The organism is Phycicoccus duodecadis, assembly GCF_002846495.1.
In the GTDB taxonomy this organism is placed as follows: domain Bacteria; phylum Actinomycetota; class Actinomycetes; order Actinomycetales; family Dermatophilaceae; genus Phycicoccus; species Phycicoccus duodecadis.
Window position 1 is genome coordinate 113,245 of record NZ_PJNE01000001.1, and the last position, 12,854, is coordinate 126,098.

Here is a 12,854-nt window from a genome sequence, read left to right on the forward strand (position 1 = left end):
GCGGGGACGCCGACAGCCCCGCGCCGCCATGCCGCCGGGCGCCCATCCGCGCCCGGGGTCAGTCCTCGGGGGTGTAGCCCAGGTTCGGGCCCAGCCAGAGCTCGGCCGTGCGCAGGTCCCAGCCCTTGCGGGCCGCGTAGTCCTCGACCTGGTCGCGGCCGAGCCGCCCCACGACGAAGTACTGGCTGTCGGGGTGGCCGAAGTACCAGCCCGACACCGACGCTCCCGGCCACATCGCCATCGACTCGGTGAGCCTGATGCCGGTGCGCTCCTCGCCGCCGAGAAGCGCCATCAGCGTCTCCTTCTCGGTGTGCTCGGGGCACGCGGGGTAGCCCGGCGCCGGCCGGATGCCCCGGTACTGCTCGGAGATCAGCCCGGGGATGTCGAGCCGCTCGTCGGGCGCGTAGCCCCAGAGCGTGGTGCGCACCCGCTGGTGCAGGCGCTCGGCGAACGCCTCGGCCAGCCGGTCGGCCAGCGACTCGAGCAGGATGGCCGAGTAGTCGTCGAGCTCGTCGCGGAAGGCCTGGAGGCGCTCGTCGAGGCCCAGACCGGCGGTGACCGAGAAGGCGCCGACGTAGTCGCGCAGCCCGGTCTCCTTCGGGGCCACGAAGTCCGACAGGCACTTGTTCGAGACGCCCTCGCGGTGCTGGCCCTGCTGGCGCAGCCCGTGGAGCGTGGTCAGCACCGTGCCGCGGTCCTCGTCGGTGTAGACCTCGATGTCGTCGCCGACCGAGCTCGCGGGGAAGAACCCCACCACGCCGCGCGGGGTCACCCAGTGCTCGCGCTCCATGCGGTCGAGCATCGCCTGGGCGTCGGCGAAGAGCGCGCGTGCCTGCTCCGACGTCGTGGGGTTGTTGAGCACGTCGGGGTAGCGGCCGCGGATCTCCCAGGCGAGGAAGAACGGGGTCCAGTCGATGTACTCGCGCAGGTCGGCGAGCGGGTAGTCCTCCCAGACGCGGGTGTTCTGGTGCGCCACCCGGCGCCAGGGGCTGCCCTTGGGCGAGGACCACTGGTCGCCGTCCTGGCCCGCCAGCAGGTGGGGGCGCATCGGCCGGTACCCGGCCCAGTCGATGGCCGGCTTGTTGGCCCGCGCCTGCTCGAGCGGGACCAGCGGGCGCTCGCCGGACTTGGCCGCGTGCCGCTCGCGCAGCGCCCGGTACTCGTCGCGCACGCCGTCGACGAAGCCGTCGCGCGCGGTGGCCGACAGCAACTGGCTCACCACGGGCACCGACCGCGAGGCGTCCTTGACCCACACCACGGGCCCGGAGTACTTCCCGTCGACCTTGACCGCCGTGTGCGCCTTCGACGTCGTGGCGCCGCCGAGCAGCAGCGGGATGGTGAAGCCCTGCCGCTCCATCTCGGCCGCCACCTGCACCATCTGGTCGAGGCTCGGCGTGATCAGTCCCGAGAGCCCGATGACGTCGGCCTTCTCGGCCTTGGCGGTGTCGAGGATCTTCTGCAGCGGCACCATGACGCCGAGGTCGACGACGTCGTAGTTGTTGCACTGCAGCACCACGCCGACGATGTTCTTGCCGATGTCGTGCACGTCGCCCTTGACGGTGGCGGTGACGACCTTGCCCTTGGGCTTCTGCTTGGCCGCCTCGTCCTTCTCGGCCTCGATGTACGGGATGAGGTGCGCGACGGCCTTCTTCATGACCCGCGCCGACTTCACGACCTGCGGGAGGAACATCTTGCCGGCGCCGAAGAGGTCGCCGACGACGTTCATGCCGTCCATCAGCGGGCCCTCGATGACCTCGAGCGGGCGCCCGCCGGCCTGTTCGATCTCCTGGCGCAGCGCCTCGGTGTCGTCGACCACGTGGTCGTCGATGCCCTTGACCAGCGAGTGCGTGATGCGCTCGCGCAGCGGCAGCCCGCGCCACTCCTGGGTGGCCGCCTCGGCCTGCTGCCCGTCGGAGCGGAACTCCTCGGCCAGCTCGAGCAGTGCCTCGGTGGCCTCGGCCGGGTTCTCGCGACGGTTGAGGATGACGTCCTCGATGGCCTCGCGCAGCCGCGGGTCGAGGGTGTCGTAGGGCACCAGGGCCCCGGCGTTGACGATGCCCATGTCCATCCCCGCACCGATGGCGTGGTAGAGGAACACGGCGTGGATGGCCTCGCGCACCGCGTTGTTGCCGCGGAAGCTGAACGAGACGTTCGAGACCCCGCCCGAGACCAGCGCGTGCGGCAGGTTCTGGGAGATCCAGCGGGTGGCCTCGATGAAGTCGACGCCGTAGGTCGCGTGCTCGTCGATGCCGGTGGCCACCGCGAAGACGTTGGGGTCGAAGATGATGTCCTCGGCCGGGAAGCCCACGCGGTCGACCAGCAGCCGGTAGGCGCGCTCGCAGATCTCCTTGCGGCGCTCGAGGCTGTCGGCCTGCCCCTGCTCGTCGAAGGCCATGACGACGACGGCCGCACCGTACTTGCGGGCCAGCCGGGCCTGGTCGAGGAACTGCTCCTCGCCCTCCTTCATCGAGATCGAGTTGATGATCGGCTTGCCCTGGGTGACCTTCAGGCCGGCCTCGATGACCTCCCACTTGCTGGAGTCGACCATGACCGGCACCCGGCAGATGTCGGGCTCGGAGGCGACCAGCTTCAGGAAGCGGTCCATGGCCGCGACGCCGTCGATCATCCCCTCGTCCATGTTGACGTCGATGACCTGCGCGCCGGACTCGACCTGCTGGCGCGCCACCGAGAGGGCCGTGGGGTAGTCCTCGTCGCGGATGAGGCGGCGGAAGCGGGCCGACCCGGTGATGTTGGTGCGCTCGCCCACGTTGAGGAACAGGCTGTCCTCGTCGACCACGAGGGGCTCGAGGCCGCTGAGGCGCAGGGCCGGCGCCACCGTGGGGCGCTCGCGCGGGACACCGTCGGCGGCCGCCTTCGCGATGGCCGCGATGTGCTCGGGGGTGGTGCCGCAGCAGCCGCCCACGATGTTGACCAGCCCGGCGGTGGCGAACTCGCCCACGACGGCCGCCATCGCCCCGGGGGACTCGTCGTACTCGCCGAACGCGTTGGGCAGGCCCGCGTTCGGGTGGGCCGACACGAAGCAGCCCGCGATCCGCGACAGCTCGGCCACGTAGGGGCGCAGCTCGCCGGCGCCGAGGGCGCAGTTGAGCCCGATCGCCAGCGGCCGGGCGTGCCGCACCGAGTACCAGAAGGCCTCGGTGACCTGCCCCGACAGGGTGCGCCCGGAGGCGTCGGTGATGGTGCCCGAGATCATCACCGGCCAGCGGCGGTCGTGCTCCTCGAAGAGGGTCTCGAGGGCGAAGATCGCGGCCTTGGCGTTGAGGGTGTCGAAGATGGTCTCGACGAGGAGGACGTCGCTGCCGCCGTCGACCAGCCCGCGCGCCTGCTCGAGGTAGGCCTCGACCAGCTCGTCGAAGGTCACGTTGCGCGCGGCGGGGTCGTTGACGTCGGGGGAGATGGACGCGGTGCGGTTGGTCGGGCCGAGGGTGCCGAGCACCCAGCGGGGCCGCTCGGGGTCGCGCGCGGTGGCGGAGTCGCACGCCGCCCGGGCCAGCTCGGCGGCCGCCTTGTTCATCTCGTAGGCGAGCTCGGACATCCCGTAGTCGGCCAGCGAGATGCGCTGGGCGTTGAAGGTGTTGGTCTCGACCAGGTCGGCGCCCGCCTCGAGGTAGGCCTCGTGGATCTCGCGGATGACGTCGGGCTGGGTGAGCGAGAGCAGGTCGTTGTTGCCCATGAGGTCGCTCGGGTGGTCGGCGAAGCGCTCGCCCCGGTAGTCGGCCTCGGACAGCTGCCGCGCCTGGATCATGGTGCCCATCGCGCCGTCGAGCACGAGCACCCGCTCACGGAGTGCGCTGGTCAGGGTGTCGGTGGCGTCGGGCCGGTGTTGGGCGGTCACGGAGGTGCTCAGGTCCTCTCGGGGACGGGCGTGGGGGAGCCCTCAGTATGCCGTGGGCGCTCGCGTAGGGTCTTTGCATGTCCACCTCGCCGCCCGCCCCGAGGGGTGCGCTGCGGATCGGCTCGGTGGCTCGTGTCCCGATCTACCTCGACCGCACGTGGCTCATCCTGGCGGTCTTCATCGCCGTCACGGGCTACCAGTCGGCGAGCGGGTCGCTGTCGGCCGACGAGTACGGGCGCGGGTTCGAGGTCGCCTACGCGGCCTGGCTGGTGGTGGCCATCTTCGTCGCGGTCGTCGGCCACGAGGTGGGTCACGCCGTGGTCGCCCGCATCGTCGGCTTCCGCGTCCACCGCATCGTCGCCACCGTGTGGGGCGGGCACACCGCGTACGACGGGTCCACCGCGACGCCGGGGCGCACCGCGGTCGTGGCCCTCAGCGGGCCGGCCGTCAACGGGGCGTTCGCGGCCCTCGGAGGCGTCGCGTCCGCGACCTTCCCCGGCGTCGCCGGCACCTTCGCCTACTCCTTCGCGTTCCTCAACGGCCTGCTGGCGCTGTTCAACCTGCTGCCCGGGCTGCCCCTCGACGGCGGCGCGGCCGTGCAGTCGCTGGTGTGGGGCGTCACCCGGCGCCGCGACCTCGGCCTGCTCGTGGCCGGCTGGATGGGCCGGGTCGTGGCCGTCGGGATCGTGCTGTGGTTCCTCGTCCTGCCCTTCACCCACGGCGAGCGGCCCGACCTGGTCAACCTGGTGGTCTCGCTGGTCATGGCCTGGGTGCTGTGGAGCGGCGCCTCGGCCGCCATCCGCCGCGCCCCGGTCGAGCGCATCGTCGACCAGGTGCGGGTCGGCGAGGCCGCCGAGCCCGCCGTGGTCCTGCCGCGCGACACCCCCGTCTCGGTGGCGCGCGACCACCCCGACCTCGTGGTCTGCCTCGACGAGCACGAGCGGCCGACGCTGGTCCTGCTGCACTCGGCCGCCGACGACGCGGCACCCTCCACGCCCATCGGCGCGGTGGTCGCGCGCATCCCCGACGGCAACGTCGTCGAGGCTGGCCCCGACGACGGACTGGCCCCGGTGCTGCTCGCGATGAGCGCCGGCGGCACCCCCGTGGTCGTGCTCACCCGGGCCGGGGCGGTGTGGGGCATCGCGTCCGCCGCCACGGTCGACGCCGCCGCCCGGCGCGTCCGGGCGCGGTCCTAGACTCCCCGCCATGACCGCCACCGGAGCCGACCGCCGGCGCGGGCCCTTCACCGAGGGCGACCGCGTCCAGCTCACCGACCCCAAGGGGCGCCTGCACACCATCACGCTCGGTGCCGGCAAGCAGTTCCACACCCACCGCGGCCACCTCGCGCACGACGACCTCATCGGCGCGCCCGACGGCTCCACCCTCACGAACACCGCCGGGGTCCAGTACCTCGCGCTGCGCCCCCTGCTGTCGGACTGGGTGATGTCGATGCCGCGGGGCGCCGCCGTGGTCTACCCCAAGGACGCCGGGCAGATCGTGATGATGGCCGACGTCTTCCCCGGCGCCCGGGTCGTCGAGGCCGGCGTGGGGTCGGGCGCGCTGTCGATGTCGCTGCTGCGCGCCGTGGGCGACGACGGGCACGTCCACTCCTTCGAGCGGCGCGAGGACTTCGCCGACATCGCCCGCGCCAACGCCCGCGAGTTCTTCGGGGGCGACCACCCGGCGTGGACGGTCACCGTCGGCGACCTCGTCGAGACCCTGCCCGGGGCGGTCGAGGCCGGCTCGGTCGACCGCGTGGTCCTCGACATGCTCGCGCCCTGGGAGTGCCTCGACGTCGTGTCGGAGGCGCTCGTGCCCGGCGGCGTGCTCATCTGCTACGTCGCCACCGCCACCCAGCTGTCGAAGGTCGCCGAGGCCATGCGCGACCACGGCACCTTCACCGAGCCGCAGGCCTGGGAGTCCCTGGTGCGCGGCTGGCACCTCGAGGGCCTGGCCGTGCGGCCGCAGCACCGGATGCACGGGCACACCGGCTTCCTCATCACCACCCGCCGCCTGGCGCCGGGGGTCACGCCCCCACTGCGCAAGCGCCGCCCGGGCGGCGGGTACGTCGTGGCCGAGGAGGCCGACGAGGCCGACTGGACGCCCGAGAGCATCGGCGAGCGGGTGCCGTCGGACAAGAGGGTGCGCAAGGTGCGTCGTTCGGTCACCGGGACGTCCGCGCCATCGTGAACCGCGCGGGTTATCGTCGAGCATGAGCACCGACGAGCCCCGTGAGCAGGAGGGCGCCCGCGAGCGGCTCGAGGCCGAGCGCCGCTCCCTCGAGTCCGAGCTCGCCGCCGTGCGGGCCCGTGGCGGGGCCGACCCGACGCGGCTGCGCGCCCTCGAGCGCGACCTGGCGACCCTCCGTTCGCAGTCGGCCACGTTGTCGGCGCAGAACGAGCGCCTGGTGCGCACCCTGCGCGACGCGCGCGAGCAGATCGTCACGCTGAAGTCCGAGGTCGACCGGCTGGCCCAGCCGCCGGCGGCCTACGGCACCGTCATCGAGCTCTTCGACGACGGCACCGCCGACATCCTCACCAGCGGCCGCAAGATGCACGTGGCCGTCAGCCCGTCCCTGGAGCCCGGTGCCCTCGCCCCCGGCCGCGAGGTGATGCTCAACGAGGCGATGAACATCGTGGCCGCGCACGGCTACGAGACCGTCGGCGAGATCGTGATGTGCAAGGAGGTCCTCGAGGACGGTCGCGTGCTCGTGGTGGCGCAGGCCGACGAGGAACGGGTCTGCCGGATGGCCGCGTCGCTGGCCGGCGAGAAGGTGCGAGCCGGCGACGCCCTGCTGCTCGAGCCGCGCTCGGGGTTCGTCTACGAGCGCATCCCCAAGGCCGAGGTGGCCGACCTCGTCCTCGAGGAGGTGCCCGACATCGACTACAGCGACATCGGGGGGCTCAGCGGCCAGATCGAGGCCATCCGTGACGCCGTCGAGCTGCCGTACCTGCACCCCGACCTCTACACCGAGCACCAGCTCAAGCCCCCGAAGGGCGTCCTGCTCTACGGCCCGCCCGGCTGCGGCAAGACGATGATCGCCAAGGCCGTCGCGGCGTCGCTGGCCCGCAAGGTGGCCGAGAAGGAGGGCCGCGAGCCGGGCAAGTCCTACTTCCTGAACATCAAGGGTCCCGAGCTGCTCAACAAGTACGTCGGCGAGACCGAGCGCCACATCCGGCTCATCTTCCAGCGCGCCCGCGAGAAGTCCAACGAGGGCTACCCCGTGGTGGTGTTCTTCGACGAGATGGAGTCGCTCTTCCGCACCCGCGGCTCGGGCGTCAGCTCCGACGTCGAGACCACGATCGTGCCGCAGCTGCTGGCCGAGATCGACGGGGTCGAGGGGCTCGAGCACGTCATCGTCATCGGCGCCTCCAACCGCGAGGACATGATCGACCCCGCGATCCTGCGCCCTGGCCGGCTCGACGTGAAGATCAAGATCGAGCGCCCCGACGCCGAGGCCGCGCGCGACATCTTCGCCAAGTACCTCACCGCGAGCCTGCCGCTGCACCCCGACGACGTCGCGCAGAACGGCGGCTCCGAGGACCTGGCCGTGCAGGCGATGATCGACGCCACCGTGCTGCGGATGTACACCGAGGAGGAGGAGAACCGCTTCCTCGAGGTCACCTACGCCGGGGGCGACAAGGAGATCCTGTACTTCAAGGACTTCAACTCCGGCGCGATGATCCAGAACATCGTCGACCGCGCCAAGAAGATGGCGATCAAGGACCTGCTCGACACCGGCCAGCGCGGCCTGCGGGTCGAGCACCTGCTGCAGTCGTGCACCGACGAGTTCCGTGAGAACGAGGACCTGCCGAACACGACCAACCCCGACGACTGGGCGCGCATCTCGGGCAAGAAGGGCGAGCGGATCGTGTACATCCGCACGCTCATCAAGACCAAGGAGGGCACCGAGCCCGGCAAGTCCGTGGCGACCGTCGCCAACACCGGCCAGTACCTCTGACGCCCGCCCCTGAGCTCCCGGCCGCCGTCCGCCCGGGGGAGGATGGGGGCATGAAGCTCGGACTCCAGGTCAGCCGGTTCGCGTGGACCGGGGCGCCCGCCACGACCGGTGCCACGTGGCGCCGCATCGCGCAGAACGCCGACCGGGCGGGGCTGGCCTCGCTCTGGGTGATGGACCACCTCTTCCAGATCTCGATGATGGGGCCGCCCGAGGACGACATGCTCGAGGGCTACACCGCCCTGGCGCACGCGGCCGCCGTGACCGAGCAGATCGAGCTCGGGACGCTGGTCACCGGCGTCACCTACCGCCACCCGGGCGTGCTGCTCAAGACGGTGACGACCCTCGACGTCCTCTCGGGTGGCCGCGCCTGGCTCGGCATCGGCGCCGCCTGGTACGAGGAGGAGCACCGCGGTCTCGGGATCCCCTACCCGTCCACCCGGGACCGGTTCGAGCTGCTCGAGGACACCCTCCAGCTCGCCCACCGGATGTTCGCCGACGACGACCGGGCGTTCCAGGGCCGGCAGGTCTCGCTCGAGCGCCCGCTGAACCACCCGCAGCCGGTCCGCCGCCCGCCGATCATGGTCGGCGGGGGCGGCGAGAGGAAGACGCTCCGGCTGGTGGCGCAGTACGCCGACGCGTGCAACCTGTTCGACACTGGGCTCGGCCCCGAGGGCATCCCGCACAAGCTCGAGGTCCTGCGCGGGCACTGCGACGCCGTGGGACGGGACTACGGGGACATCTCGAAGACCTGCCTGGCGGCCCTGACCCTCGACACCGGCGCCTCGCTGCCCGACGGCGTGCGGCCGCACACCGTCGACCAGGCCGTCGAACGGCTGGGCCGCCTCGCCGAGGCGGGCATCGACCACGTGATCCTGAGCAGCGCGAACCCGACCGACGAGGCCGTCTACCCGCTGCTGGCCGAGGTCGTCCGCCAGGTCGCCTGAGCGAGGGGACGGCGGTCAGACGGGCAGCAGGCGGGCGACCAGGCGCCAGCCCAGCAGGAACACGCTCAGCACCACGGTCGCCACGACGACGAACGAGACCGCCACCCCCTGGGCCGCGACCGCCCGGAGGACCATCCCGACGGCGACCGTCGACAGCACGACGAGCGCGCCGAAGCCCAGCGTGCGCGGGCCGCCGTCGAGGACGATGCTCGCCAGCAGCCACCCGGCCGCCGTCCCCACCAGGAAGGGCAGGGCGGTGCGGGCGATACCGGCGAGGTCGAACCCCTCCGCGTGCGAACGCCGGCCGACGGCGGCGAAGACCAGCACCAGCACGACGTCGAGGAACGCGGGCAGGAGGCGGCTCATCCGCCGACCCGCTCGAAGAGCGAGCGCTGCCGCGGCGGGGCGTGGGTGGGGTCGACGCCGTCGAACAGGCTCGAGACCGACTCGCCCTCGTGGATGCGCTTGATGGCCTCGGCGAACAGCCCCGCGACCGAGCGCACCTTCAGGGCCGGCCAGCCGGGCGGCGGCGGCACGGTGTCGGTGGTGACGACCTCGGAGATCATCGGGTGGCCGCGCAGGCGCTCGACGGCGTTGCCGGCGAACAGCCCGTGGGTGCAGGCCACCGCGGCCTCCGTGACCCCGTGGTCGGCCAGCCGGTCGAGCAGCTCGACGATGCTGCCGCCGGTCGCGATCTCGTCGTCGAGCACGATGGCGCGCTTGCCCTCGACATCACCGACGATCGAGTCGATGACGACGCGGTCGTCGGCCAGGCGGCGCTTGGAGCCGGCAGCCACCGGCAGGCCCAGGAGCCGGGAGAACTGGGTGGCGTCCTTGGCGTTGCCGAGGTCGGGGGAGACCACGACGCTGCCGGTGAGGTCGCCCTCGCGGAAGTGCGCCGCCAGCTCGCCGAGCGAGGTGAGGTGGTCGACGGGCACCGAGAAGAACCCGTGCACCTGAGGGGCGTGCAGGTTCATCGTGATGACCCGGTCGACCCCGGCCGTCGCGATGAGGTCGGCCACCAGCCTGCCCCCGAGCGAGATGCGGGAGGCGTCCTTCTTGTCGGAGCGGGCGTAGGCGAAGTGGGGGATGACCGCCGTGACCATGGCCGCGGAGGCGCCGCGGGCGGCGTCCACCATCAGCAGGAGCTCCATCAGCGAGTCCTGGGTCGGCGGCACCAGCGGCTGGACGATGTAGACGTCGCGCTGGCGGCAGTTCGCCAGCAGCTGGGCCTGGAGGCAGTCGTTGCTGAACCGGCTGGTCACCGACTCCGACAGCGGCACCCCGAGCGCGTCGCAGATGTCGTGCGCGAGCTCGCGGTGCGCCGACCCGGAGAAGACGACGATCTCGCGCATGGCGTCAGGCTACTGGGCGCCCGAGGGGCGCAGGGCCCGGGACAGCTCGGTGACGAGCTCGAGCCGGTGCTGGCGCCCGATGGCCGTCGCCCCGGGGAACGAGGCGAAGCCGTGCGGCACCCCGAGGTAGTTGGTGAGCCGCACGGGGACCCCCGCCTCCTCCAGCGCGGCGGCGTAGCGGACGCCGTCGTCGCGGATGGGGTCGAGGTCGGCGGTCTGCACCAGGGCCGGCGGCAGCCCGTGGAGGTCGCCGAACAGCGGCGAGACCAGCGGGTCTCGGGGGTCCTCGCCGGCCGGCAGGTAGTGGTCGCGGAAGGCGTCGACCGAGCGGCGGCTGAGGATCGGGGCGTCGGCGTGCTCGGCGAGGCTGGGGGAGGCCATGGTCAGGTCGGTGGCCGGGTAGACCAGAGCCTGGTGGCGCAGGTTGGCCATCCCGGCGTCGCGCATCACCTGGGCCACCACGGCCGCCAGGTTGCCGCCGGCGGAGTCGCCCGCCACGGCCATCCGCGACATGTCGGCCCGCAGCACGTCGCCCGAGGCGGCCACCCAGGTCGTGGCGTCGACGCAGTCGTGGGCCGCGGTCGGCGCGCGGTGCTCGGGCGCCATCCGGTAGTCGACCGACACCACGACCGCGCCCACCTCGGCGGCCAGGTACGTGCAGATCGGGTCGTAGTCGACGACGTTGCCCCACACCCAGCCGCCGCCGTGGAACCACATGATGACGGGCACGTCGGTGCGGGCATCGCGCAGCGCCCGCGGCCGGTAGATGCGCAGCGGGATCTCGTGCTCGTCGCGCGCCGGGGCGGTGCCGAAGGTGATGCCGACCGCCGGGTCGACGGGGCCGGTGACCAGCTGCGCCAGCCGGCCCGTCGGGAGGACCTTGGTCCGCACCTGCTGGATGCCGTCGAGGTCGAGGCGCTCGACGGGCGTGCCGAGCCGGTCGACGGCCAGGGTCAGCAGGGTCGTGAGCGGGGGCATGCCCCGGTAGCTGCGCATCGGCTCAGTATGGTCGAGCCATGACCGTGCACCGGGTGATGGGGATCGAGACCGAGTACGGCATCGTCGTCCCCGGCGACCCGCAGGCCAACCCCATGGTCGCCTCCGGCGACGTCGTCACCGCCTACGCCCGCTCGCGCGGCATCCGGCCGGCCCGCGCCAGCTGGGACTACGCCGACGAGGCCCCCCTGCGCGACGCCCGCGGCTTCGACATGGGCCGGGCCCAGGCCCACCCCACCCAGCTCACCGACGAGCTCGAGGACCCCACGATGGCCAACGTGGTGCTGACCAACGGCGCCCGCCTCTACGTCGACCACGCCCACCCCGAGTACAGCTCGCCCGAGGTCACCACCCCGCGGGCCGCCGTCACCTGGGACCGCGCCGGCGAGCTGGTGATGCGCGAGGCCGTCGAGCGCCTCGCCACGGTGCCGCCGGGGGTCAACCTCTACAAGAACAACGCCGACGGCAAGGGCGTCTCGTACGGCACCCACGAGAACTACCTGATGTCGCGGGCCACGCCGTTCGCCGCGATCGTGCGGCACCTGACGCCGTTCTTCGTCGCACGCCAGGTGATGTGCGGCAGCGGGCGGGTCGGCATCGGCGTCGACTCGCGCACCGCCGGCTACCAGATCGCCCAGCGCAGCGACTTCTTCGAGGTCGAGGTGGGCCTGGAGACCACCCTGAAGCGCCCCATCATCAACACCCGCGACGAGCCGCACGCGGTGGCCGACAAGTACCGGCGGCTGCACGTCATCCTCGGCGACTGCAACCACGCCGACGTCGCGAACCTGCTGAAGATGGGCACCACCTCGCTGGTGCTCGCGATGATCGAGGCCGACGCCATGGGGCCTGACCTCACCGTGCGCCGGCCCGTCGGCACGCTGCACGAAGTGTCGCACGACCCCACCCTGAAGGCCACCCTCGAGCTGGCCGACGGGCGCCGGCTCACCGCGGTCGAGCTGCTCTGGGAGTACCACGACCGGGCGGCCGCCTTCGTCGACGAGCGCTCCGGCGGAGCGCCCGACCCCGACACCGCCGAGGTCCTGCACTGGTGGTCGGTGGTCCTCGACAAGCTCGGGCGCGACCCGATGGAGGCCCGCCGCGAGGTCGACTGGGTGGCCAAGCTGGCCGTCCTCGAGGGCTACCGCGAGCGCGACGGCCTGGGCTGGGCCGACCCCCGCCTGAAGGCCGTCGACCTGCAGTGGTCCGACGTGCGGGCCGACCGCGGCATCGCCCACCGGCTGGCGGCCACGGGGCGCCTCGAGGTGCTCGTCGACGAGGCCGAGGTGCGGCGCGCGGTCACCGAGCCCCCGGCCGACACCCGCGCCTGGTTCCGCGGCACCTGCCTCGCGCGCTTCCCCGACGACGTCGTCGCGGCGTCCTGGGACTCGGTCATCTTCGACGTCGCCGGCCAGCGGATGCTGCAGCGGGTCCCGATGCTCGAGCCGCTGCGCGGGACCGAGGCCGCGGTGGGCGAGATCGTCCGCTCGGCGCCCGACGCCGCCTCGCTGCTGCGGGCACTCGCCGCGTCGGCCGACAGCGGCACTGCCGCCGACGGCGGGAACGCGTCTCTCGAGCCCTGATCCGGCATGACGCGCTCGACGAGCGCCCGGCGCCGGTCCGTGGTCTGCTGGTCACCCCTCGTCCTCGCGTCCCGGCCCTGCCGGTGCCGTGTACCTCTGGGCAGCGCTCGTCGGGGACGGGCGCGGGGGCGCGGGCCCCCGGGTGCCCTGCGCTCACCC

At 72.7% G+C, this 12,854-nt stretch carries 9 protein-coding genes; 5 read left to right on the top strand and 4 right to left on the bottom strand.

The features are described from left to right. Positions 1–58 precede the first annotated feature (58 nt). A complete protein-coding gene (gene metH, locus ATL31_RS00565) occupies positions 59–3,856 on the bottom strand; it encodes a methionine synthase (protein WP_245861805.1) in 3,798 nt (1,265 codons plus the stop codon). 77 nt (positions 3,857–3,933) lie between these two features. On the opposite strand from metH, the gene ATL31_RS00570 reads away from it, so the two are divergent. The 4 genes from ATL31_RS00570 to ATL31_RS00585 are packed head-to-tail and all read left to right on the top strand — an operon-like array spanning position 3,934 to position 8,761. After that, positions 3,934–5,052: a site-2 protease family protein gene (locus tag ATL31_RS00570; RefSeq protein ID WP_101394057.1), complete on the top strand. Its 1,119-nt coding sequence runs from the start codon at positions 3,934–3,936 to the stop codon at positions 5,050–5,052. 10 nt (positions 5,053–5,062) lie between these two features. Next, complete coding sequence (locus tag ATL31_RS00575; RefSeq protein WP_101394058.1) at positions 5,063–6,046, top strand: tRNA (adenine-N1)-methyltransferase; 984 nt, start codon at positions 5,063–5,065, stop codon at positions 6,044–6,046. A gap of 22 nt (positions 6,047–6,068) precedes the next feature. Continuing rightward, on the top strand, positions 6,069–7,817 hold the full coding sequence (arc, locus tag ATL31_RS00580; RefSeq protein ID WP_101394059.1) for a proteasome ATPase: 1,749 nt from the start codon (positions 6,069–6,071) through the stop codon (positions 7,815–7,817). Between the two features lie 50 nt (positions 7,818–7,867). Continuing rightward, positions 7,868–8,761: an LLM class F420-dependent oxidoreductase gene (locus ATL31_RS00585; RefSeq protein WP_101394060.1), complete on the top strand. Its 894-nt coding sequence runs from the start codon at positions 7,868–7,870 to the stop codon at positions 8,759–8,761. 15 nt (positions 8,762–8,776) lie between these two features. Here ATL31_RS00585 and ATL31_RS00590 read toward each other — a convergent pair whose 3' ends face one another. From ATL31_RS00590 to ATL31_RS00600, 3 genes are read right to left on the bottom strand one after another with little or no spacing between them, the layout of a single operon-like run. After that, entirely contained in the window at positions 8,777–9,127 is a 351-nt protein-coding gene (locus ATL31_RS00590) for a DUF3054 domain-containing protein (RefSeq protein ID WP_101394061.1), read from the bottom strand. Further along, positions 9,124–10,116, bottom strand: a complete 993-nt coding sequence (locus ATL31_RS00595) for a ribose-phosphate diphosphokinase (RefSeq protein ID WP_101394062.1) — start codon at positions 10,114–10,116, stop codon at positions 9,124–9,126. The genes ATL31_RS00590 and ATL31_RS00595 overlap by 4 nt, the downstream gene beginning before the upstream one ends. A gap of 9 nt (positions 10,117–10,125) precedes the next feature. Next, complete coding sequence (locus ATL31_RS00600) at positions 10,126–11,112, bottom strand: alpha/beta hydrolase (protein WP_101394063.1); 987 nt, start codon at positions 11,110–11,112, stop codon at positions 10,126–10,128. A 20-nt stretch (positions 11,113–11,132) separates the two neighbouring features. Between ATL31_RS00600 and dop the strand changes: the two genes are divergently transcribed. Next, positions 11,133–12,695: a depupylase/deamidase Dop gene (gene dop, locus ATL31_RS00605; protein WP_281256248.1), complete on the top strand. Its 1,563-nt coding sequence runs from the start codon at positions 11,133–11,135 to the stop codon at positions 12,693–12,695. The last annotated feature ends 159 nt before the right edge of the window (positions 12,696–12,854 follow it).